Genomic DNA, 23874 nt, shown 5'->3' on the forward strand with positions numbered 1-23874 from the left:
AACTCTCCTAGCCGGCGGGCAGCATCGCGGCAAGCCCGTCGCATAAAATGGGGTTGAAGGTCTCGGTATCGGTGACGTTACAAGCATGGCCTCCCCAGGCCATCTCCACCAGCTGACTGCCGGGGATTGCGGCCTGCAGCGAGCGCGAGCAGGAGGCGGGCACCAGCAGATCGTCATGGGCGCTGATCATCAGGGTCGGACAGGTCACCGCCGCGGCCTGCCGGGAGAAGTCAGCCTGCTTCAGCGCCTGTAGCCGCTTCAGCAGATTGTCCTTACCCTGAAAATGGCTGAGCGCGAGGGCATCCTCCGCCTCCAGCCGCGGCGCGCGCGCGGCCATCCACTCCGCCGGATAGAGGAACAGCGGCTGCGCTTCCACCCACGCCTGGGCGCCGCCGGTATGCAGCAGGCGCTCGCGCACCTGGAAGCAGCGGCGGGTGTGGGTCGATAGCGTCAGCCAGGCGTTGACCAGCACCAGCGCGCTGACCGCCCGGGGTTTGTCCAGCGCCAGCTGCAGGCCGATCAATCCTCCCAGCGCATGGCCCACCAGCGCGAAGCGCGTAATTCCGGCCTTCTCCAGCGCCTGCCACAGCTCCTGGGCCATAGTCGTCATGCTGTAGGCGGCGGGCAGCGGGCCGGCGTTTTCGCCGGTGCCGTTCTGGTCATAGGTCACCAGCTGGTATCGCGCTGCCAGCGGCGCGCGCTGCGCGGTCCAGTAGCTGCCCGCGCCGCCCAGCCCGGCGCTCAGCACCACAACCGGGGCGCCCTCGTAAGGCGCAGGGGCGATATTCAGCTTCATGGCGCAGGTTTCCCGATATGCGCCACCGTGGCGATCTCCACCAGCGCCTCGGGCTTCACCAAACCGCATTGAATGCAGAACCGCGCCGGCTTATCGCCGGGGAAAAACTCGGCGTAGACTTCGTTAATCGCGGCGTAGTTTTTCCAGTCGGTGATAAAAATGCTGTTGAAGGTCACATCCTCCATACTGCCCCCCGCCGTTTCGATAACGCTGCGGATGGTCTCCAGAACGTGACGGGTTTGCGCCTTTGGGTCGCCGATGTGGACCACGTTGTTTTGCTTATCGAACGGCAGCGTACCGGAGACGTACACTACGCCATCGGCCAGCGTGCCGGGTACGAAAGGGGCGATCGGCGTGGTGGTGCCGGGTGGAATAATGACCTGTTTAGGCATAACGTTTCTCCTCCGGGAACGGGATGGGGCTGGCGGGCTGCAGGGCATCGCAGAAGCTGGCGACGTCGCTGACCCAGCCAAAGAAGGTCTCAATATTGAACAACGCCGCCTGCTGAGCGAAGGCCGGTCCGGCCTGATGGGTAGCGTCTTCCAGCACGATGCCGAAATATTCGAGGAAGAAGCCGTCGCGCAGGGTGGACTCCACGCAGACGTTGGTGGCGATGCCGGTGAACACCAGGTGGCGAACGCCGCGGCTGCGCAAAATGCTGTCCAGCTGGGTGTTGTAGAAGCCGCTGTAGCGCGGTTTCGGCAGCACCACGTCGCCCGGCTGCGGCTTAAGCTCATCGACCAGCTGGTAGTCCCAGCCGCCTTTAGCCAGCAGCTTGCCCTGCAGCTCGGGACGGCGGCGCATGGTCTTCAGGGCGTTGGATTTATGGTAATTGGGCGAGCCGGGGCCGCCGGCCTCCATGTACTGGTCGTCCCAGCCGTTCTGAAACCAGATAATCAGCATCCCGGCGGCGCGGGCGGCGGCGACGGCGGTGTTGATGTTGTCGATAACCGGCCGGGTGGCGGAGACGTCAAAACCGGCCAGATCGAGATAGCCGCCCTGGCTTGCATAGGCGTTTTGCATATCAACCACGATCAGCGCGCTGTTTTGCGCCGCGAAGGTCAAGGATTCCGGGCGAGCGGGAAGGGTAATCATCAGGCAACCTCGCGAGTAGCGGTGGCAATGTGGTCGCGGCAGCGCATCAGCGGCTGAATGCGCTCGCCGAAGGCGTCAATTCCGGAGAGGAAATCATCAAAGGTCAGCAGCACGCCGTCGGTGCCGGGGACCGCGGCGACTTCATCGAGCATGCGGGCGACGCTGGCGTAAGAGCCGACGAGGGTGCCCATGTTGATATTGACCGCTGAGGTGGGGTCGGCCATCTGGCGGACGTTGGTATCGCTACCGGAGCGGGTATCCTTCTGGCTCTGCTCGGTCAGCCACGCCAGCGCGTCTTCGTCGGCGCCGGCTTTGTAGTGCTCCCATTTCGCGCGCGCGGCTTCATCCGTTTCGTCGGCGATAACCATAAACAGCACGTACGAGCCGACGTCGCGACCGGTTTTTTCCGCCGCCTGCATCATGCGCGCGGCGGTCGGGGCGAAGGCGGCCGGAGTGTTGACCCCTTTGCCGAAGCAGAAGTTGTAGTCGGCGTACTGGGCGGAGAAGGCCATACCGGCATCGCTTTGCCCGGCGCAGATAACCTTCATCGGCTGCGACGGCTGCGGGCTGACGCGGCAGTCGTTCATCGTGAAGTAGTCGCCCTTAAAGTCGCTCTGCCCGGTGCCCCACAGGTCGCGCAGCACCTGGACATATTCGCTGAGATAGTCGTAGCGGCTGGCGAAATAGTCATCCCCAGGCCAGATCCCCATCTGCTCGTATTCTGGTTTTTGCCAGCCGGTAACCAGGTTGACGCCGAAGCGGCCGCCGGAAATCGAGTCGATGGTGGAGGCCATCCGGGCGACGATGGCCGGAGGCAGGGTCAGGGTGGCGGCGGTGGCGTAGATCTGGATCCGCGACGTCACCGCCGCCAGACCCGCCATCAGGGTGAAGGATTCGAGATTGTGATCCCAGAATTCGGTTTTGCCGCCAAAACCGCGCAGCTTGATCATCGACAGCGCGAAGTCAAAGTTGTAATGCTCGGCTTTCTGCACAATCGCTTTATTCAGCTCAAACGTCGGCATGTACTGCGGGGCATGGGTGGAAATCAGCCAGCCGTTATTGCCAATCGGAACGAAGACACCAATTTTCATATGCACCTCAATGCGGTCGTTAAACAAGAAGGCGTGCGGCGCTGCATCCTGCATCTCCCTGAGCCACCTCGCTAACAGGCTAAAGCAAAGGTGATGCCAGTTTTACAAAAGCCAATGTTATTAATGTGTTGCTTAATGGTTGCCGGATGTGATGTCGAGAAAAGTAGACTAAATGGTCAAAATCAGTGCACGAAAAAACGGCAGTCATGCGCAATTGGGGTGCAGAAGGTCGTGTCGGCGATGGGCTTTTGCTATGCTGATGGCGGTGAAAGAAGGAGATAACGAATGGCACAGGGCGCCGAGAAAAAAAACGGCAAGCGTTCGCTGGCGGTGAGCGCAAAAAAAGAGGCTATCCTCGCCGCCGCGCTGGACGCGTTTTCGCAATTTGGCATTCACGGCACGCGGCTTGAGCAGGTTGCGGAGCTGTCCGGGGTCTCGAAAACCAATTTGCTCTACTACTATCCGTCGAAAGAGGCGCTGTACGTTGCCGTTTTGCAGCAGATCCTCACCATCTGGCTGGCGCCGCTGAAGGCCTTTCGCGAAGATATCAGCCCGCTGGTGGCGATCCGCGAGTACATCCGCCTGAAGCTGGAAGTCTCCCGCGACCATCCGCAGGCGTCCAAACTGTTCTGCCTGGAGATGCTGCAGGGTGCGCCGCTGCTGATGGGAGAGCTGACCGGCGATCTGAAAGCGCTGGTGGATGAAAAGTCGGCGATCGTTTCCGGCTGGGTCGAAAGCGGCAAGCTGGCGCCGGTCGATCCCCAGCACCTGATCTTTATGATCTGGGCCACCACGCAGCATTACGCCGATTTTGCCACCCAGATTGAGGCGGTGACCGGCGCAACGCTACGTGATGAAGCGTTCTTTCAGCAAACCGTGGAAAACGTTCAGCGGATGATTGTTGAAGGGATCCGGGTGCGCTAGTTGGCCGGCGGCAGCGGGCAGCTCTGATCGCCATCTTCGCACTGCAGCAGCGAAGAGAGGTACGATTCGCGCTCCACGGTTTTGTCCGCCATGCACTGGTTGATCAGCGTCGGCTGGATGGTGCCGCCTTCGGCTCCGGAGGCCAAAAACGCGCAGTCGGCATCGCGCAGCGCGATCCACGCCAGCTGGGATTTTTTCAGCAGCATCAGCTGGTTGCCTGAGGCACGTTTCAGCGCCTGCTGATAGGTCTGGTTGAGCTTGCCATCGGCCGCCTGATACTGCGCCGCCGTGCACTGGTTCATCTCCATTTGATTGTTGGCGTTAGCGCATTCGTCCGCCAGCGCCTGCCCGCTTGCCAGCAGGGCGACAAGCGCGAGTAAAGTGCGTTTCATTGTTCCACTCCCATACATAAAAAAAGGCCCCCGTCCGGGAGCCTTAATTAACCACAGCTTTGGCCTGCTGTCATCCGGTCCGCGATCCCCCGGCGGCGGGCTACGGTTTTGCCCGAACCGCTGCCGGACGCCGCCTCGGGGATCGGCCTTAGCCGATGGTCATCAGGCTGGCGTTGCCGCCCGCCGCGGCGGTATTGACGCTGAGCGAGCGCTCGATATAGAGGCGCTCCAGCAGCAGGTTGGTTTCGCCGCGGGCGAATCCCTGTACCGAAACGATCGCCCCGTCCCGCGCTGCCACCTGTTCGCACAGCTCGCGCAGCTGATCGGAATCGCCGTGGTAAATCACCGCGTCGAAGGCCTGGGCGGTCAGATCGGTCTCTTTGGCGAAGTGGATGCGCTCGCTGACTTCGCGCGGCAGCTTCTTCGCCAGTTCGCGATGCAGGGCGTTATCCGGCCACAGGATCTCGCAGCCGACGGCGGCGACCGCCGCCAGCTGGGTCAGCGCATCCTGTTCATTATCCGCCACGCACAGCACGCGATCGCGGGGAATGAAGGTCAGGGTGTTGCGCTCCCCGGTCGGCCCCGGCAGCAGACGCTGGGTGCCGGCCTGCGCCTGTTCGCTATACTGCTGGCACAGCGCCTGCAGCTCCGGCCGGCCTGCGGCCCACTGCTGTAGCGCGACCAGCGGTTTTTCCAGCAGGGTTTTCAGCTGGGCGTCCAGCGGACGTTCAGCGTCCTGGCGGGCGAGGGTTGCGCCGACGGCGTTCTGCGGACGGCTTGAGAGCAGGCGGTACAGATACAGCGGGCCGCCCGCTTTCGGGCCGGTTCCCGACAGGCCTTCGCCGCCGAACGGCTGGACGCCAACCACCGCGCCCACCATATTTCGGTTGACGTACAGGTTGCCGACTTTTGCGCTGCCGGTGACCTGGGCGATGGTTTCGTCGATGCGGGTATGGACCCCGAGCGTCAGGCCATAGCCGGAAGCGTTGATCTGCTCAACCAGCCGATCCAGCGCGTTGCGGTTATAGCGCACCACGTGCAGGACCGGGCCAAAGACCTCTTTTTTCAGTTCGTCAAAGCTGTCGAGTTCGATAAGCGTCGGCGGAACGAAGGTTCCGCTCTGCCATTCGCGCGCGTCGTCGCTGTTCTCGCGCACCGCCTGGAAGACGTTGCGGCCCTTGGCGCGCAGCGTCTGAATATGCCGCTCGATATTCTCTTTGGCTTCGGCATCAATCACCGGGCCGATATCGGTGGTCAGGCGGCCCGGGTTGCCCATCCGGCATTCGCCCATTGCGCCACGCAGCATGGTCAGCGTATGGTCGGCGATCTCCTCCTGCAGACAGAGCACCCGCAGCGCGGAGCAGCGCTGGCCGGCGCTATCGAATGCGGAAGCCAGCACGTCAACCACCACCTGCTCGGTAAGCGCGGAAGAGTCGACAATCATGGCGTTCATGCCGCCGGTTTCGGCAATCAGCGGCGTCGGACGCCCCTGGGCGTCAAGGCGGCTGGCGATATTGCGCTGCAGTAAAGTCGCGACCTCGGTTGAGCCGGTAAACATCACCCCACGCACGCGCTGGTCGCCGGTGAGCGCGGCGCCGACGGTTTCCCCGCGGCCCGGCAGCAGCTGGATAACGCCCGGCGGGACGCCGGCCTCCAGCAGAATCGCCACGCCCTGAGCGGCGATCAGCGGCGTCTGCTCGGCGGGTTTCGCCAGCACGCTGTTGCCTGCGGCCAGCGCGGCGGCAATCTGGCCGGTGAAGATCGCCAGCGGGAAGTTCCACGGGCTGATGCACACCACCGGCCCCAGCGGACGGTGGGTTTCATTATCAAAGTCGTCGCGAACCTGACCGGCGTAGTAGTTCAGGAAATCGACCGCTTCACGAACTTCGGCGATGGCGTTGCTGAAGGTTTTACCCGCTTCGCGTACCAGAATCCCGATAAGCGTTTGCGTTTGGCCTTCCATTAAGATCGCCGCGCGTTCGAGGATTGCCGCGCGCTCCTGCGGCGGCGTGGCGAACCAGATCGGCGCGCAGTTGACCGCGCTGGTCAGCGCCTGCTGTACCTCTTCGTCGCTGGCTTCGCGTCCGTGGCCGACGATATCTTTCGGTTCCGCAGGGTTGACGATCGCCTGCAGCTCGCCTTCGACGACCGGATGCTCCAGCATCGGCAGAGCCTGCCACTTATGCAGGGCGCTGTTGAGTAAAGAGGAGGAGAGGGAGGCGAGGCGGTGTTCGTTCGCCAGATCCAGTCCCGCCGAGTTGCTGCGGCCCTGACCATAGAGATCGCGCGGCAGCGGAATTTTCGGATGCGGCAGGCCGGCCTGGCCTTCCTGCTGTGCCAGCTTCTCGACCGCGCTGACCGGGTCGGCGACCAGCTCGTCAAGCGGCAGGCTGGTATCGGCGATGCGGTTGACGAAGGAGGTGTTGGCGCCGTTCTCCAGCAGGCGGCGTACCAGGTAGGCCAGCAGGGTTTCGTGGGTGCCGACCGGGGCATAGATTCGGCACGGGCGGTTAAGCTTACCGTCGGCCACTTTGCCTACCACCTGCTCATACAGCGGCTCGCCCATGCCGTGCAGGCACTGGAACTCGTACTGACCCGGATAATAGTTTTGCCCCGCCAGCTGGTAAATAGCCGCCAGGGTATGGGCGTTATGGGTGGCGAACTGAGGGTAAATCAGGCTCGGTACCGTCAGCAGCTTTTTCGCGCAGGCGAGATAGGAGACGTCGGTGTAAACCTTGCGGGTATAAACCGGATAGCCTTCCAGGCCGTCCATCTGCGCGCGCTTGATTTCGCTATCCCAGTAGGCACCCTTGACCAGGCGGATCATCAGACGACGGCGGCTGCGGGTGGCGAGATCGATCAGCGAGTCAATCACGAACGGACAGCGCTTCTGATAGGCCTGAATAACGAAGCCGATCCCGTTCCAGCCCGCCAGCTCCGGCTCAAAGCACAGCTTCTCCAGCAGGTCGAGAGAGATCTCCAGGCGATCGGCCTCTTCGGCGTCGATATTAATGCCGATATCGTACTGGCGCGCCAGCAGGGTTAGCGACTTCAGGCGCGGATAGAGCTCTTCCATGACCCGATCGTACTGCGCGCGGCTGTAGCGCGGGTGCAGGGCGGAGAGCTTGATGGAGATCCCCGGGCCCTCATAGATGCCGCGGCCGTTGGAGGCTTTACCGATAGCGTGGATAGCCTGCTGGTAGGAGACCATATAGGCCTGGGCGTCGGCGGCGGTCAGCGCCGCTTCCCCGAGCATATCGTAGGAGTAGCGGAAGCCCTTCTCTTCGAGCTTGCGGGCGTTGGCCAGCGCTTCGGCGATGGTTTCGCCGGTGACGAACTGCTCGCCCATCAGGCGCATCGCCATATCGACGCCTTTGCGAATCAGCGGCTCGCCGCTTTTACCAATGATTCGGTTCAGCGAGCGCGACAGGCTGGTTTCATTGTGGGTGGAGACCAGTTTGCCGGTAAACAGCAGCCCCCAGGTGGCGGCGTTTACGAACAGCGACGGGCTGCGGCCGATATGCGACTGCCAGTTACCGTTGCTGATCTTGTCGCGAATAAGGGCGTCGCGGGTGGCTTTATCCGGAATACGCAGCAGCGCCTCCGCGAGGCACATCAGCGCCACGCCCTCCTGTGAGGAGAGGGAAAACTCCTGCAGCAGGCTCTGCACCATTCCGGCGCGCCCGCTGGCGGTTTTTTGATTGCGTAACTTTTCCGCCAGCTTCCAGGCCAGCTTATGCGCCTGTTCGTTCAGCGGCTGCGGCAGGCGGGCCTGTTCGAGGAGCATCGGTACGGCGTCGGTTTCGGCGCGGCGATACGCTGCGGTAATGTCCGCCCGCGCCACCGACTGGGGCAGGATCTGCTCGGCAAATTCAAGGAACGGCTGGTACGGCTCCTCGGTCAAAGGACCCGATTCGTCGCTTTCGTTGGCCGCGCCGGAGAGCAGCGCCGGAAGCTCTGGCAGCGATTCGTCATTCTCCAGCTTTTCCAGATAGTTGAAAATCGCCTGCTTGATCAGCCAGTGCGGCGTGCGGTCGATACGGCTGGCGGCGGACTTGATGCGTTCGCGCGTGGCTTCGTCAAGTTTAACGCCCATGGTGGTGGTGCCCATGTCATGAACTCCTGTTATTGGTCATTCGCTTCAGCCATTACCCGGCCCGCCTGGCGGCGGCATGATTCGGCGTATTGAGCTTCTGTGCGGTTATGCGGTTGCGTAGGAATATCTACTATGTTGCAACTTTGTGCAACCTTGTTAATCACAACTTGTGGACCAGGCTGAAAAATGCCTTTGTTGTTAAATTTAATGGCGGGATTAGCGACAATTTAACCTTTATTTAATGGCGTATTTATCTGCGTCAGTTAACAGTTTTACCAGGTGCAACCAATAAAAACGTGAGGAAGTGCAACCTATAACAAAATGAAGTTTGGTCATTGGCGGAATTAGTGTAAATGCTGTGTTAAATCGTTTGTGAAAAAACGCAGCTTCCGTCAGGATACGGTCGCCCAATACAACCATTGTGCCATTACCCCGTTCCGGTAGTGGAATAAACGACAAATCTGGACGCTGTCGACAAAAAAATTCTGGAGATTTGCATGGCTATTAGCACCCCGATGTTGGTGACTTTTACGGTTTATATATTTGGCATGGTACTGATCGGGTTTATTGCCTGGCGATCGACGAAGAACTTCGATGATTATATTCTGGGCGGGCGGAGCCTCGGTCCATTCGTGACCGCGCTGTCTGCCGGGGCCTCGGATATGAGCGGATGGCTGCTGATGGGGCTGCCGGGGGCAATATTCCTTTCCGGCATTTCCGAGAGCTGGATTGCCATCGGCCTGACGCTGGGGGCGTGGATTAACTGGAAGCTGGTGGCCGGTCGCCTGCGCGTTCATACCGAGGTGAATAATAACGCGCTGACCCTGCCGGACTATTTCACCGGCCGTTTTGAAGATAAAAGCCGGGTGCTGCGTATTATCTCCGCGCTGGTTATTTTGCTGTTCTTCACTATTTATTGCGCCTCCGGCATTGTTGCCGGCGCGCGTCTGTTTGAAAGCACTTTTGGCATGAGCTACGAAACGGCGCTGTGGGCCGGAGCCGCCGCGACGATTATTTATACCTTCGTCGGAGGGTTCCTCGCGGTAAGCTGGACCGATACCGTACAGGCCAGCCTGATGATCTTCGCGCTGATCCTGACGCCGGTAATGGTGATTATTTCCGTCGGCGGTTTCGGCGATTCGCTGGAGGTGATTAAGCAAAAGAGCATTGAGAACGTTGATATGCTGAAAGGGCTTAATTTCGTCGCCATTATCTCGCTGATGGGCTGGGGCCTTGGCTACTTTGGTCAACCGCATATTCTGGCACGCTTTATGGCGGCGGACTCCCATCACAGCATCGTGCACGCTCGCCGTATCAGCATGACCTGGATGATCTTCTGCCTGGCGGGTGCCGTGGCGGTTGGCTTCTTCGGCATCGCGTGGTTTAACAACAACCCGGCGCTGGCTGGGGCGGTAAATCAGAACTCCGAGCGCGTCTTTATTGAACTGGCGCAAATCCTGTTTAACCCGTGGATTGCCGGGATCCTGCTGTCGGCGATTCTGGCCGCGGTGATGTCAACCCTGAGCTGCCAGCTGCTGGTCTGCTCCAGCGCGATTACCGAGGATTTGTATAAGGCATTTCTGCGTAAGAACGCCGGCCAGACCGAGCTGGTGTGGGTTGGTCGGATGATGGTGCTGGTGGTGGCGCTGATTGCCATCGCGCTGGCGGCAAATCCGGATAACCGCGTGCTGGGCCTGGTGAGCTATGCCTGGGCGGGATTCGGCGCCGCCTTCGGTCCGGTAGTGCTGTTCTCGGTGATGTGGTCACGCATGACGCGCAACGGCGCGCTGGCCGGAATGGTTATCGGCGCGCTGACCGTCATCGGCTGGAAACAGTTTGGCTGGGTGGAACTGTACGAAATTATCCCTGGCTTTATCTTTGGCAGCCTCGGGATCGTGGTCTTCAGCCTGCTGGGCAAAGCGCCTTCGGCAACGATGCAGCAGCGTTTTGCCGAGGCCGACGCGCACTATCACTCCGCGCCGCCGGTACCTGCGACCGCAGAGTAACCTTTCCCTCCTGCTAAAGCCCGCCTCTGGCGGGCTTTTTTGTGCGCCTTACCGCCGCCGACCCGCCTCAGCCAGTGCCGATGCGGGCAGGAACCCTCTTGCTAATTCTCTGAAAATACGCTGATATCTCAGCACAAATAACAATGAGGATAGCAATATGACTTTCAGACAGGGTGCGATGGCGTTGGTTCTGGCAGGGCTGCTTGGCGGCTGCGTGGCGCCGAGCAAAACGACCGTCTCAGCGCCGGCTGCCGCGGCCTGCCCGGCGGACAATACGATGGAGCAAACCACGCTGTACTTCGGCCTCAGCCGACCGGCGGGTAAAGATATCACCGCCGAGGAGTGGCAGCGGTTTGTTGACCGCGATGTCACCCCGCGCTTTCGCGATGGCTTGACGGTGTTTGACGCCCGCGGCCAGTGGCTGGGGAATGACGGTACCGTTGCGCGCGAGCAGAGCAAGGCGCTGATGTTGATCCACGGTAAAGATGCGAAGAGCGAAGAGGGGATTGAAGCGCTGCGCACGCTCTACAAGTCGCGCTTCGCCCAGGAGTCAGTGATGCGCGTCGATCGGCAGGTTTGCGTCCATTTCTGAATAACGTTTGTTTCTAAATAAAAGGCGGGGCATAGCCCCGCCTTCAGAATGCTGATATTCGCAGCGTGCGCCTGGCTTACAGCACCAGCCCGGCGAAGCTGGCGGAGAGCAGGCTTACCAGCGTCGCGCCGTAGACCAGGCGCAGGCCGAAGCGGGAAACCGTATTCCCCTGCGGCTCATTAAGCCCTTTAATCGCGCCGGCGATAATGCCAATAGAGGCAAAGTTAGCAAAAGAGACCAGGAATACCGACAGAATACCCAGCCCGCGCGGCGTCATGCCGGCAGCGATTTTCTGCAGCTCGATCATCGCGACAAATTCGTTGGCTACCAGCTTGGTCGCCATAATACTCCCGGCGTTCAGCGCATCGCTTAGCGGAATACCAATCAGCCACGCCAGCGGATAAAAGACGTAGCCCAGAATCTGCTGGAAGCTGAGGCCAAATACTGTGGCGAAGAGGGCGTTGATGGCGCTGATTAAGGCAATAAAACCGATCAGCATCGCCAGAATAATCATCGCCACTTTGAAGCCAGCCAGAATATATTCGCCGAGCATTTCAAAGAAGCTCTGCGATTCATGCAGCTTCTCCAGCTTAATCTCTTCTTCGCTGCCCGGTCGCGTCGGGTTAATAATTGACAGCACAATAAAGGTGCTGAACATATTGAGGATCAGCGCCGCGACGACGTATTTCGCGTCCAGCATGCTCATATACGCGCCGACGATCGACAGCGACACCGTCGACATCGCGGTGGCGGCCATGGTGAACAGACGACGAGAGGAGAGATCGCCGAGCACGCCTTTATAGGCAATGAAGTTTTCCGACTGCCCGAGGATCAGCGAGCTCACGGCGTTAAAGGACTCGAGCTTACCCATGCCGTTGACTTTTGACAGCAGGGTGCCGATGACGCGAATAAAAATGGGCAGAATGCGCCAGTGCTGGAGAATGCCAATCAGCGCCGAGATAAAGACGATCGGGCACAGCACGCCGAGAAAAATAAAGGCCAGGCCTTTTTCACTCATGCCGCCAAATACAAAACTGGTGCCCTCAGCGGCAAAACCGAGTAATGAGGTGAAAAAGCCGGAGATATTTTTAACTACCCACAGGCCGCTTTCGGCGTGGAGAAAAAAGAATGCCAGCGCAATTTCAATAACAATTAACTGGATAATATAGCGAATGCGGATTTTTTGTCGGTCATAGCTGGCAAGCCAGGCAAGGCCGAGGATAACCACCAGCGCCAGCAGGAAGTGTAAAAACTGTGTCATATTATTCTTTTCGCAGGTAAATAAGGCCGCTATTTAGCCACAGTCGCTACGCCCGGTAAATATCTGCCGCGAAAAAACCGCCGATCCTGCCCGCCGCCGCTGGCGCAGGCGAATACTTTCCTAAGTAATTATTTAACAGCGATTAATTTACAACTCGTCATCATTCTCTACACATTTCACTTGTGTTTCTGATTATTGTAATGATAATCACTATCAGAAATATTTACCTATCTTTGCATCCGTTGACCGCGGCTCACATTTAAGGGTGTTGGCATGTTTGTTCCATTTCTCATCATGTTACGTGAAGGCCTGGAAGCAGCGCTGATTGTCAGCCTGATCGCCAGCTATCTGAAACGCACTCAGCGTGGAAACTGGATTGGCGTAATGTGGATTGGGGTCATCCTCGCGGCGGCACTGTGCCTCGGGCTGGGGATCTTTATCAACGAAACTACCGGCGAATTCCCGCAGCGTGAACAGGAGCTGTTTGAGGGCATCGTGGCGCTGGTCGCGGTCTGTATCCTGACCTGGATGGTGTTCTGGATGCGCAAGGTGTCGCGCAACGTGAAGCAGCAGCTGGAGCAGGCGGTGGATAACGCCCTGCAGCGCGGTAACAACCACGGCTGGGCGCTGGTGATGATGGTCTTTTTTGCCGTGGCGCGAGAAGGGCTGGAGTCGGTATTTTTCCTGCTGGCGGCGTTCCAGCAGGATGTCGGTATCTGGCCCCCGCTGGGCGCGATGCTTGGCCTCGCCACCGCAATTGTACTCGGTTTCCTGCTGTACTGGGGCGGCATCCGCCTCAACCTCGGCGCGTTCTTCAAGTGGACCAGCCTGTTCATTCTGCTGGTCGCTGCGGGCCTGGCCGCCGGAGCCATTCGCGCCTTTCACGAGGCCGGGCTGTGGAACCACTTCCAGGACGTGGCGTTCGATCTGAGCGGCGTGCTGTCGACGCACAGCCTGTTCGGTACGCTGCTTGAAGGGATCTTCGGCTATCAGGAAGCGCCGACCGTCAGCGAAGTGGCGGTGTACTTTATCTATTTGATTCCGGCGCTGGTGCTGTTTGCGCTGCCGCCGCGTAGCAATCCAGCAGCCTCGCGTACCGCTCCGCTTAAGTAGGGCGCCCGCAGGTGTAAATAGTGACCACATACTTATCGAAAGGGATGATCATGATGACTCATTTTCGCCGTAATGCGCTGCAGCTTGCCGTCGCAGCGTTGTTCAGCTCCGCCTTCTACGCCCAGGCTGCGGATATTCCGCAGGTAAAAGTGACCGTTAATGACAAGCAGTGTGAACCGATGAACGTGACCGTGAAAGCGGGTAAAACGCAGTTTATCATTCAGAACCACAGTCAAAAGGCGCTGGAGTGGGAGATCCTTAAAGGCGTGATGGTCGTGGAAGAGCGCGAAAACATTGCGCCGGGCTTTACGCAAAAGCTGACGGCTAACCTGCAGCCGGGCGAATACGATATGACCTGCGGCCTGTTGACCAACCCGAAAGGGAAGCTGATTGTCACCGGTGCGGCCAGCAAAGACGCGGCGAAAGCCGACGCGCTGCTGAGCCTCGGCGAAGCGATTACCGCCTATAAAGCCTACGTCACGGCGGAAACTGCCCAGCTGGTTACCGGCACGAAGGCCTTCACCGACGCGGTGAAAGCGGGCGATATCGAAAAAGCGAAAGCGCTGTATGCCCCGACGCGTCAGCACTACGAACGTATCGAACCGATCGCCGAGCTGTTCTCCGATCTTGACGGCAGCATTGATGCCCGTGAAGACGACTACGAGAAGAAAGCGGAAGATCCGAAATTCACCGGCTTCCACCGTCTGGAAAAAGCCCTGTTTGGCGACAACAGCACCAAGGGCATGGAGAGCTACGCCGACCGTCTGAATACCGACGTGCTGGAGCTGCAAAAACGCATCAGCGAGCTGGCGTTCCCGCCGTCTAAAGTGGTGGGCGGCGCCGCGGGCCTGATTGAAGAAGTGGCCGCCAGCAAAATCAGCGGGGAAGAAGATCGCTACAGCCACACCGACCTGTGGGACTTCCAGGCCAACGTTGACGGCGCGCAGAAAATTGTCGACCTGCTGCGTCCGCAGCTGCAGAAAGAGAACGCCGCGCTGCTGGCGAAAGTTGACGCTAACTTCAAGAAAGTTGACGCTATTCTCGCGAAGTATCGCACCAAAGACGGCTATGAAACGTATGACAAACTAACTGATGCGGATCGTAATGCGCTGAAAGGCCCGATCACCACCCTGGCGGAAGATCTGGCTCAGCTGCGCGGGATCCTGGGTCTGGACTAAGTCGATGGCAGAACAGAAGCAATTCGACGTGAATGAGCCTTCACGTCGGCGGTTATTAAAAGGGATCGGCGCGCTAGGCGGCGCGCTGGCCATTGCCGGCGGCTGTCCGGTTGCGCATGCGGCCAAAAGCACCAGCTCGCCGGGAACGCTATCACCCAACGCGCGTATGGAGGAGCAGCCCTTTTATGGGCTGCACCAGGCGGGGATCCTCACCCCGCAGCAAACCGCGATGATGCTGGTGGCTTTCGACGTGCTGGCCAGCGATAAGGCCGACCTTGAGCGTCTGTTCCGTCTGCTGACCCAGCGTATTGCCTTCCTGACCAAAGGCGGGCCGGCGCCGGACACGCCGAATCCGCGCCTGCCGCCGATGGACTCGGGCATTCTCGGGCCGTGGATCGCCCCGGATAACCTGACGATGACCGTATCGGTTGGCCATTCGCTGTTTGACGAGCGCTATGGGCTCGCGGAACACGCGCCGAAGAAGCTGCAGAAGATGACGCGCTTTCCCAACGATTCGCTGGATGCCGCGCTTTGCCACGGCGATTTGCTGCTACAAATTTGCGCCAATACCCAGGATACGGTGATCCACGCGCTGCGCGATGTGATTAAGCATACCCCGGATCTGCTGAGCGTCCGCTGGAAGCGCGAGGGCTTTATCTCCGATAGCGCCGCGCGGAGCAAAGGCAAGGAGACGCCGGTTAACCTGCTGGGCTTTAAAGACGGTACGGCTAACCCGGTCAGCACCGACGGCGCGCTGATGGATGAGGTGGTATGGGTTACCGCCGGACAGGGAGAACCGGCGTGGGCGACGGGCGGCAGCTATCAGGCGGCGCGTATTATCCAGTTCCACGTCGAGTTCTGGGACCGAACTCCGCTGAAAGAGCAGCAGACGATTTTCGGTCGCGATAAGCACAGCGGAGCGCCGCTGGGTATGCAGCACGAACACGACGTGCCGGATTACGCTAAGGATCCGAATGGCGATGCCATTGCGCTCGATAGCCATATTCGACTGGCTAACCCGCGTACGCCGCAGACGCAGTCGAGCCTGATGATGCGCCGCGGCTACAGCTATTCGCTGGGGGTGACCAACTCCGGGCAGCTGGATATGGGGCTGCTGTTTGTCTGCTATCAGCACGATCTGGAAAAAGGTTTCCTGACGGTGCAAAAGCGCCTCAACGGCGAAGCGCTGGAGGAGTACGTGAAGCCGATCGGCGGCGGCTATTTCTTTGCGCTGCCGGGAGTGATCGATAGCCAGCACTATCTGGCGCAGTCCCTGCTTGAAGCCTGACGTTCCTGCCCGTAAGGGCAGGGCGTTTCTGCTGTTTTTCCATTCTTTTTTTGTATTTCCTGCCTTGTGTTATTTTTCTGTAATCTATTTGTCGGAAACTCTCCTGAGCTGCGATGAGAATTATTTGTTGTCTGTATGTAAAAAATAAGTTGCATTAAGAATTATTTTTGATGTACTTATTACAGACGCGGTAGTTCCCGGCAGTGATGTCGTTTCACTATGGAGATCGCGAATGCCCGATTGCTGTAACGGAAAATGTAAATCTTCTTACCGTACTCATCAGCACGGGGGCCACACTTCCGGCCGCGATTGCCACACCTCAAATTTTTCTCCAGTCACCACAGATAACCTAAACCCAGACAGGGTACGCGGTGCGCGTAGCCGCGACCCGTTGTCAATTCGACAGGCAAGCAATGGCTTACAAGGAAGCCAAACCTCAATCGTTCGTGCGCATAATCGCGTCGATATTGACGCGTGTGATGTAAACCAACAACGCAAGGTGCTATCCATGGGAAGACAAAAAGCAGTGACCAAAGCTCGTCGTGAGGCCAAACGTGTGCTGAGACAGGATTCGCGCAGCCATAAGCAGCGCGAAGAAGAATCGGTCACATCGCTTGTGCAAATGAGTGGCGTAGAAGCAATTGGTATGGCGCGGGACAGTCGCGATTTGTCGCCAATTGAAGCGCGCAATGACGCTCAGGTGCATTATTTGAATGCCATTGACAATAAACAGCTGATCTTTGCCACCGGCGAAGCCGGGTGCGGGAAGACCTGGATCAGCGCGGCGAAAGCAGCTGAAGCCCTGATCCATAAGGATGTGGACAGAATTATTGTTACCCGTCCCGTTCTGCAAGCCGATGAAGACCTCGGCTTCTTACCGGGAGATATCGCCGAGAAATTCGCCCCCTATTTCCGCCCGGTTTATGACGTGCTGGTGAGACGGTTGGGCGCTTCCTTTATGCAATACTGCCTGCGGCCGGAAATCGGCAAGGTGGAAATCGCGCCGTTCGCCTATATGCGTGGACGTACATTTGAAAATGCGGTTGTGATTCTGGACGAGGCTCAGAACGTGACCGCCGCGCAAATGAAAATGTTTTTGACCCGCCTCGGGGAGAACGTGACGGTTATCGTCAACGGCGACATTACCCAGTGTGATTTACCCTCTGGCGTAAGGTCTGGCCTGGTCGATGCGCTGGCGCGTTTTGAAGAAGACGAGATGGTTGGCATTGTCCGCTTTACGACCGACGACTGCGTCCGTTCGATGCTCTGCCAGCGGGCGCTGAAAGCCTACTACTAGTGGTTATATCCAGTGCAAAGCCCGGGGAAACCCGGGCTTTGTTATTTTTCGGCCGCCGTCCGGCGAAGGCGTTAGCCCATGCCGGAGCGGTAAAACGCGCGGCTCGTGGCTTAGCCAATCGCCCCCAGCGCATCTTCGCTGCCCTGTTTTTTCGGCAGCAGGAACAGGGTGGCGAAAATATCCAGCAGATAGAGCAGGGCCAGCAGGCTGATCGCCGCGGTAAATGACCAGTGGCTGACGAACAGGCCAATCACCAGCGGTCCAAATCCGCCGACGCCGCGCCCCAGATTAAACAGGACGTTCTGCGCGGTGGCGCGCACTTTTAGCGGGTAGGTATCGGAGATAAGCGCCCCGTAGCCGCCGATCATCCCGTTGACAAACATCCCCATCAGCGCCCCGGTAAACAGCATGACGGTGGGGTCGCGCAGCTGGGCGTAGATAATGACCATCACCACGGCGCCGACCTGGTAAATGAGGAAGATTTTCCAGCGCGGGAAGCGATCCGCCAGCACGCCAAACAGCCAGATGCCGAAGGTCATCCCCACTACGGTGACCGCCGTCCACAGCCCCGATTTGGTCAGCGAGAAACCAAAGCTGGAGGAGAGATAGCTGGGCATCCAGATCATCAGGCCGTAGTAACCAAAATTCTGCACCGAACAAAGGATCAGGATACCGATGCTGGCCTTCGAGGTGGCGCTGTCGGCAAACAGCATCTTGATCCGCGCCGTGAACGATATTTCCTGAGCGACGTGGCTATCTTTGGTAAAGGCCTCCGGTTCCCCCATCCCGCGGCGTATGGCAAACGAGACCAGCGCCGGCAGGAGTCCGACCAGAAACATCCCGCGCCAGCCGATGATATCCAGCAGGAGCGGGGTGATAAAGGCGGCAAGCAGTACGCCAAGCTGCCAGCCGATGCCGACCCATGCCGAGGCCCGGTTACGCTTATGGGCCGGCCAGACTTCGGCAATCAGCGCCATGCCGATACCGAATTCGCCGCCGAGCCCCATACCCGCAAGGGTGCGATAGGCCAGCAGATCCCAATAGCCCTGCGCGACCGCACAAAGACCGGTAAAAACGGAGAACATCAAAATCGTGAAGGTCAGTACGCGAATGCGTCCCAGGCGATCGCTGAGATGACCAAATAAAATCCCGCCCAGCACCGCACCAATGAGGGTCCAGGTGACGAGAGAACCCGCCTGAGAGGTGCTGAGTGCCAGAGAAGCGCTGATTGCCGGCAGCATGAAGCCAAGGATCAGCAGATCGAAACCATCCATTGCGTAGCCGCTGATCGCCGCGACCATGGCTTTAGCCGGCGTCACGCCGCGTTTGTTTTGTGGGGAAGAGAAGGTCATGTCCAGGCCTTAGGGTTAAATTGTGCGCCAAGTATAGATTTGTCAGCGGCCGCAATCTACACCAAAGAGGATCGGGAAGCGCGAGCGAAGCCGGAGCGGTGCCGATGAATGATGATGAATAACAGAGGAGCGACCGGCGTCGCTCCTCTGTGCGGGAGAAGGGATTAGTTAGCCCGCCAGCCGGCGGTCCAAATTGAGCAGGGTTTTTGCCATCATATTGACTGGCCGAGCTACAGCGCAGCGCAGGACTACGACCAGCTATTGGTATCGCTCAACGGTTCTGATGACAATCCCGGCGTTGCGTTCGGCGTTTCCGCCCCGTCTGACCGCCCGCAGGAGCGTCTGGCTATGTGGATCAACATGGGAGGAAGGATGCCGTCTTGCCGACCGCCAACTTTTAACCTCCGCCGTGGGTTATCTCCTTTGAACTGCTGAGCCAGGCGCTGGCAGGATTACCCAGAGAAGGGGGATTAAATCACATCCTTTCAACCGTCCGGCGGTACATGCGTTTGGGGTGGCCTATTTTACCGTATTGCATCTCTACCGACAAAAAACCGGACTCCACGCCGTGCTCCAGATAGCGGCGGGCGGTGGTTTTACTGAGCCCCGTTTCCGTCGCCACTTCATCGACAGAAAAGCAGCGCTCGCCGGATTCGCTAAACAGCGTCTGCACGCGGGCCCGCGTATTCTCCTCAATCCCTTTACTGCCGCTATCCAGCCGGTAGTTTTTGGCCTGCAGCTGATACAGAGAATCCACGTTCTGCTGATCGACAATCTTCCACACCCTTTGCTGTTCAGCGAACTGCACAAACCGCTCCAGCGATTGACTCAGACGCTTCCACGACACAGGTTTCAGAATGTAGTCAAAGGCACCATTGCGAATGGCCTGGCTACAGGTATCCATATCGCTGGCGGCAGTAATGAAGATAACCGAACAGTTGGCGCGAACGATCATCGGGTCGCTAATCAGCGTGATCCCTTTACCGTCCGGCAGATAATTATCGAGCAACACCAGCTGGGGCTGCTTACTGATGAGCTGTGCCTGCGCGTCCGCCAGTGAGTTGGCAATGCCCACCAGACGCAAATGCAGGTGCTTGCTGATAAGCTCAGCATGTAGCTGAGCCAACTCGTTTTCATCTTCTACTATCAGCACATCTATCTGTTCATGTCGCATAATTCTGATCTTCCAGAGTTGGAGCGGGGCGTTGTACGTGACCCGTTTCAGGAATAAATAAAGAGAAAATCGTTCCGCGCGGCGCGTTATCAGAAACTTCGATGGTGCCGCCTACCTGCGTGACGTAGCTGGAGATCAGATACAGGCCGATGCCATGATCGCCGTTGCGTTTTGTCGTCATCCCACGGTCAAAAATGCGATCCCGAATGGCCGGGTCGATCCCGACGCCGCGATCAGCCACTTCAATAATCAGCTCGCGCTCATTTTGCAGGATCAGGACCTCGACGGGATCGTGCGGCAACCCGGCGCGTTGTGTTGCTTCAATGGCGTTATCTAACAGGTTGCCAATAATCGATATCAGTTCGGCCTCAACCAGCAAATGCGCCGGGCGCGACATCTGGCAGCCAGGGTCAAAGGCCAGCTCCACCCCTTTTTCTCTGGCGCGGGCCGCTTTACCCAGCAGTAAACCGCACAGCGTAGGAGAATAAAAACGTGACGAGATAAAATCGAGCAGACCCTGCGCATGCTCCGACTGGGCCTGAATATAACGTATTGCTTCGTCATAACGTTCCATATGCAGCAGGCCGGACAAGGTCGTCATACGGTTAAGCTGCTCGTGGCGCATGATGCGTAGATTATCAACATAGCGCTTGACCTGACTGAGTTGGGCGCTGAGGCTGTCGATTTCATTGCGGTCACGGAAGGTAATCACCCAGCCCTGCAGCTTATCTTCCAGCATGATGCGCACACGGCTGGCAATGACCGTAACGTGGTTAAAGCGGCCGATCTCATCGTGAGTATCTTTTTCCAACATCGCATTGTGGGAAAAGAACGACACTGGCGGAATGACCTCGGTAATCAGTTGTCCCCGCAGTTCCCGCGTGGGTTGGTTCAGGCTGAGCAAGGTTCGTGCGGCCTGGTTTATCACCTCGATACGCAGGTTGCTGTCGATGGCGATCACCCCTTCGTAAATCGACTCCATCATCGCCTTTTGCTGGCGTACCAGTAGACCGATTTCTCGCGGCTCCAGCGAGAAGATCTGCTTTTTGATACTGCGGGTAAAGAACCACGAAAAGATAAACAGCGCCGCTAACAGCAGCACGGCGGCAATAAAGATATTGATTGCCTTGCTCAGGGTGACGGTATCGAGATAGCTGGTCAGATAGCCCACGGAAACAATACCGATAACCTGGCCCACGTCATTAAATATGGGAGCTTTACTGCGCAGGGAAACACCCAGGCCGCCCTGGCGAATAGTGGTCAGGCTTTTTCCCTGCAAGACTTCCTGATTATCGCCACCAACCAGCGTGGTACCCACCCGGTCATTATAAACCGAATGAAATAGGTGAATGCCTTTATTATCGCCAATGACAATAAAGCTGGCATCACTGCGTTCGACCACTTGTTGCATAAATTTATCAATCACCGGAATATCTTTTTCAGCAACTGATTTGCGTAAGTTAGGAATTATCGCTATTTCTTCAGCTTGTATTTTTGCTCGCGTGCTCATTTCCTGATAAAGCTGGCGAGCGGCATCGATATAATAATAACCACCCAGTAAGACGTACAAACCGGAGAAGAACAGCACCAGCGAAATAAAGAGCTTAATCTGGAAAGAGACTTTCATGGCATGGGCCGCAGAGATCAACAAAAACAGTAATGTAACATCTTTCGTGTTGGCTGTGGCGAGTTTACTGGAAACTTGTGATCCCTTGCACACCAGGCGGTGACTGGAAGTATTAAAGAAACAAAGTTTTTTGGAGAATGTTATTAACTTGTATTTTTATATAAAAAAATCATAAAAACCGCAGAGATAATTAAGGCGTTAATCACACTAAATAATAGAAACCATAAAAATCATAGGTGCCATTAAAATTTCGATTTTAATATGCCGTGCCTCACATAATGTAAAAACCTCGCCCTTTAAGCTAAAAATGCAAAATAACCAAGGGGCTTAATTATGAGCACAACTGACGATTCTTTTTCTACTACCTCTGAATTGCTGTCGATTCAAAAACCATCGTTGAAAGATAGATGGTGGCACATCATGGATACCTGGAAAGTTGGGATTATTCCATTGCCGCTTTTTGTTCTGGCTGGTGCATTAATTACCATTGATTGTCTGGGCGGTAAATTACCCAGCGACATCGTAGTAATGGTAGTAACTCTGGCGTTCTTCGGCTTCGCCTGTGGTGAATTCGGTAAGCGTCTGCCAATCGTAGGTAAACTAGGCGCGGCGGCGATTTGCGCCACCTTTATACCGTCCGCAATGGTCTATTACGGCCTGCTGCCGGATGTGGTGGTTGAGTCCACCACCAGGTTCTACAAATCAACCAACATTCTGTACCTCTACATCTGCTGCATCATTGTTGGCAGTATCATGAGCATGAATCGTACCACGCTGATTCAGGGCTTCCTGCGTATTTTCTTCCCGATGCTGTGCGGTGAAATTGCCGGCATGCTGGTGGGGATGGGCGTGGGTATGCTACTCGGTCTCGAACCGTTCCAGATCTTCTTCTTTATCATTCTGCCGATCATGGCGGGTGGTGTCGGTGAAGGTGCGATTCCGCTCTCTATCGGCTACGCCACTATTCTTCATATGGATCAGGGCGTTGCATTGGGCCGCGTACTGCCAATGGTGATGCTTGGCGGCCTGACTGCCATCATTATCTCCGGCTGTCTGAACCAGCTGGGTAAACGTTTCCCGCACCTGACCGGTGAAGGCCAGTTGATGCCTGACCGTGACAACACCAATGAAAAAGCGGCTCCCGCTGCGCCTGCGTTCAGCGGTAAAGCGGACGTGACCGCCATCGCCTCCGGTGCGCTGCTGGCGGTGCTGCTCTATATGCTGGGTATGCTGGGCCACAAATTGATTGGTCTGCCTGCGCCGGTTGGCATGTTGTTCATGGCAGTGCTGGTCAAACTGGTCCACGGCGTATCGCCGAAAATCCTCGAAGGCTCTCAGGTCGTTTACAAGTTCTTCCAGACCTCTGTGACTTACCCAATCCTCTTCGCGGTGGGCGTGGCTATCACCCCGTGGCAGGAGCTGGTGCACGCATTCACCCTGACTAACCTGCTGGTTATCGTCAGCACCGTGACCACGCTGGTTGCTACTGGCTTCTTCGTAGGTAAAAAAATCGGTATGCATCCGATAGATGTCGCCATCGTCTCCTGCTGTCAGAGCGGGCAGGGCGGCACCGGGGATGTTGCCATCCTCACTGCAGGTAACCGTATGAGCCTGATGCCGTTCGCCCAGATTGCTACCCGCATCGGCGGTGCGATCAACGTCTCGGTATCGCTGCTGATTCTCGGTAACTTCCTCGTCTGATTCATGTGTTACAGGAACTGATATGAAACTCTCAAGCTTTGTCCATCAGGGGATCCGCAGTTACGGGATCGTGAAAGCCGATGGTGTGGTCGATCTGGGACGCCGTCTGGGGGATCGTTACAGCGATTTGAAATCGCTGCTCGCCGCCGACGCGTTAAACGAAGCTCAGCAGCTGTTCGGTGAAAAACCGGATCTGCGCTTCGATGCGCTGGAATTTTTACCGGTGATTGATAACCCAGGAAAAATACTCTGCGTTGGCATGAACTACGCTGAAAAACGCAAAGAGTTTGACCAGCACAACCCGGCACCGACGCTGTTCATCCGTTTTGCCGATTCGCAAACCGGACACCAGATGCCCGTCCTCAAACCGCGCCACTCAAGGGAGTTTGACTATGAGGGCGAGCTGGCGGTGATCATCGGTAAAAGTGGAGACGATATCTCCCGCGAAGAGGCATTGAGCCACGTAGCCGGATACAGCTGCTATATGGACGGTTCTGCACGCGACTGGCAGCACACCTGGTTTACCGCCGGTAAAAACTGGCGTCAGACCGGTGCGTTCGGTCCGTGGATGACCACGGCGGATGAAATCCCTGACCCTCATCAGCTGGCGATCCGCACCTGGCTGAATGGCCGCATGGTACAGGAAGACAACACCGCCAGCATGATCCACAAGGTGGCAGAGCTTATCGAGTACATCAGTACCTTTACCCGCCTGAACGCCGGCGATGTGATTATCACCGGTTCGCCGGGTGGTGTCGGCAAAAAACGTACCCCGCCGCTGTTCATGAACGCGGGCGATCGCATTGAAGTGGAGATCGAAAATATTGGTCATCTCAGCAATGTGATCATGGATGCGCCAGCCCAGTCACTGGCAGCCATGCACTAAGGAAT

General features: G+C 57.6%; 19 protein-coding genes. 9 read left to right on the top strand and 10 right to left on the bottom strand.

Features of this window, described 5'->3' with window-relative positions:
• Positions 1 to 7: 7 nt before the first annotated feature.
• The 4 genes from rutD to rutA are packed head-to-tail and all read right to left on the bottom strand — an operon-like array spanning position 8 to position 2982.
• Entirely contained in the window at positions 8 to 796 is a 789-nt protein-coding gene (rutD, locus tag NWP14_RS12595) for a pyrimidine utilization protein D (RefSeq protein ID WP_375215405.1), read from the bottom strand.
• The gene (gene rutC / locus NWP14_RS12600; RefSeq protein ID WP_095096230.1) at positions 793 to 1188 is read right to left on the bottom strand and encodes a pyrimidine utilization protein C; all 396 of its coding nucleotides are present in this window, start codon (positions 1186 to 1188) and stop codon (positions 793 to 795) included. Before rutC ends, rutD begins: the two co-directional genes overlap by 4 nt.
• Positions 1181 to 1891: a pyrimidine utilization protein B gene (gene rutB / locus NWP14_RS12605; RefSeq protein WP_095096233.1), complete on the bottom strand. Its 711-nt coding sequence runs from the start codon at positions 1889 to 1891 to the stop codon at positions 1181 to 1183. The genes rutC and rutB overlap by 8 nt, the downstream gene beginning before the upstream one ends.
• Positions 1891 to 2982 carry a pyrimidine utilization protein A gene (rutA, locus tag NWP14_RS12610; protein WP_095098047.1) on the bottom strand — a complete coding sequence of 364 codons (1092 nt, stop codon included), beginning with the start codon at positions 2980 to 2982 and terminating at the stop codon, positions 1891 to 1893. Before rutA ends, rutB begins: the two co-directional genes overlap by 1 nt.
• A gap of 285 nt (positions 2983 to 3267) precedes the next feature.
• Between rutA and rutR the strand changes: the two genes are divergently transcribed.
• Positions 3268 to 3906 (top strand): HTH-type transcriptional regulator RutR, encoded by a 639-nt coding sequence (gene rutR / locus NWP14_RS12615; RefSeq protein ID WP_095096235.1) that lies wholly within the window; start codon positions 3268 to 3270, stop codon positions 3904 to 3906.
• Here rutR and NWP14_RS12620 read toward each other — a convergent pair.
• Together NWP14_RS12620 and putA are read right to left on the bottom strand one after the other, a co-directional pair.
• The gene (locus tag NWP14_RS12620; RefSeq protein WP_375215406.1) at positions 3903 to 4298 is read right to left on the bottom strand and encodes a lysozyme inhibitor LprI family protein; all 396 of its coding nucleotides are present in this window, start codon (positions 4296 to 4298) and stop codon (positions 3903 to 3905) included. The genes rutR and NWP14_RS12620 overlap by 4 nt on opposite strands.
• Before the next feature lie 148 nt (positions 4299 to 4446).
• Positions 4447 to 8409 (bottom strand): trifunctional transcriptional regulator/proline dehydrogenase/L-glutamate gamma-semialdehyde dehydrogenase, encoded by a 3963-nt coding sequence (gene putA / locus NWP14_RS12625; protein ID WP_375215407.1) that lies wholly within the window; start codon positions 8407 to 8409, stop codon positions 4447 to 4449.
• A 482-nt stretch (positions 8410 to 8891) separates the two neighbouring features.
• On the opposite strand from putA, the gene putP reads away from it, so the two are divergent.
• A complete protein-coding gene (putP, locus tag NWP14_RS12630; RefSeq protein WP_095096248.1) occupies positions 8892 to 10400 on the top strand; it encodes a sodium/proline symporter PutP in 1509 nt (502 codons plus the stop codon).
• 157 nt (positions 10401 to 10557) lie between these two features.
• Entirely contained in the window at positions 10558 to 10992 is a 435-nt protein-coding gene (locus NWP14_RS12635; RefSeq protein WP_095096252.1) for a DUF3574 domain-containing protein, read from the top strand.
• 76 nt (positions 10993 to 11068) lie between these two features.
• Here NWP14_RS12635 and NWP14_RS12640 read toward each other — a convergent pair whose 3' ends face one another.
• Positions 11069 to 12253, bottom strand: coding sequence for a NupC/NupG family nucleoside CNT transporter (locus NWP14_RS12640; RefSeq protein WP_095096256.1), 1185 nt, complete (start codon positions 12251 to 12253; stop codon positions 11069 to 11071).
• A 273-nt stretch (positions 12254 to 12526) separates the two neighbouring features.
• On the opposite strand from NWP14_RS12640, the gene efeU reads away from it, so the two are divergent.
• The 4 genes from efeU (at position 12527) to phoH (ending at position 17129) form a co-directional block, all read left to right on the top strand.
• Positions 12527 to 13366, top strand: coding sequence for an iron uptake transporter permease EfeU (efeU, locus tag NWP14_RS12645; RefSeq protein WP_095096259.1), 840 nt, complete (start codon positions 12527 to 12529; stop codon positions 13364 to 13366).
• Between the two features lie 50 nt (positions 13367 to 13416).
• Entirely contained in the window at positions 13417 to 14544 is a 1128-nt protein-coding gene (efeO, locus tag NWP14_RS12650) for an iron uptake system protein EfeO (RefSeq protein ID WP_375215408.1), read from the top strand.
• Between the two features lie 4 nt (positions 14545 to 14548).
• Positions 14549 to 15832 carry an iron uptake transporter deferrochelatase/peroxidase subunit gene (gene efeB / locus NWP14_RS12655; RefSeq protein WP_331835559.1) on the top strand — a complete coding sequence of 428 codons (1284 nt, stop codon included), beginning with the start codon at positions 14549 to 14551 and terminating at the stop codon, positions 15830 to 15832.
• Positions 15833 to 16340: 508 nt separating this feature from the next.
• The gene (gene phoH, locus NWP14_RS12660) at positions 16341 to 17129 is read left to right on the top strand and encodes a phosphate starvation-inducible protein PhoH (RefSeq protein WP_041144929.1); all 789 of its coding nucleotides are present in this window, start codon (positions 16341 to 16343) and stop codon (positions 17127 to 17129) included.
• 110 nt (positions 17130 to 17239) lie between these two features.
• Here the strand turns inward: phoH and NWP14_RS12665 are convergent, their stop codons facing one another.
• The 3 genes from NWP14_RS12665 to NWP14_RS12675 form a co-directional block, all read right to left on the bottom strand.
• Entirely contained in the window at positions 17240 to 18481 is a 1242-nt protein-coding gene (locus NWP14_RS12665; RefSeq protein ID WP_095096272.1) for an MFS transporter, read from the bottom strand.
• Positions 18482 to 18956: 475 nt separating this feature from the next.
• A complete protein-coding gene (locus NWP14_RS12670) occupies positions 18957 to 19655 on the bottom strand; it encodes a response regulator (RefSeq protein ID WP_095096274.1) in 699 nt (232 codons plus the stop codon).
• Positions 19645 to 21282: a sensor histidine kinase gene (locus NWP14_RS12675; protein ID WP_095096277.1), complete on the bottom strand. Its 1638-nt coding sequence runs from the start codon at positions 21280 to 21282 to the stop codon at positions 19645 to 19647. Before NWP14_RS12675 ends, NWP14_RS12670 begins: the two co-directional genes overlap by 11 nt.
• Positions 21283 to 21615: 333 nt before the next feature.
• Here NWP14_RS12675 and NWP14_RS12680 point away from each other — a divergent pair, with 333 nt between their 5' ends.
• Both NWP14_RS12680 and NWP14_RS12685 read left to right on the top strand, forming a co-directional pair.
• Complete coding sequence (locus tag NWP14_RS12680; RefSeq protein WP_095096280.1) at positions 21616 to 22983, top strand: 2-hydroxycarboxylate transporter family protein; 1368 nt, start codon at positions 21616 to 21618, stop codon at positions 22981 to 22983.
• A gap of 22 nt (positions 22984 to 23005) precedes the next feature.
• Positions 23006 to 23869 carry a fumarylacetoacetate hydrolase family protein gene (locus tag NWP14_RS12685; protein ID WP_095096283.1) on the top strand — a complete coding sequence of 288 codons (864 nt, stop codon included), beginning with the start codon at positions 23006 to 23008 and terminating at the stop codon, positions 23867 to 23869.
• The last annotated feature ends 5 nt before the right edge of the window (positions 23870 to 23874 follow it).

It is taken from the genome of Klebsiella sp. C349492 (genome assembly GCF_042055345.1).
GTDB classification, from domain to species: Bacteria; Pseudomonadota; Gammaproteobacteria; order Enterobacterales; family Enterobacteriaceae; genus Klebsiella; species Klebsiella scottii.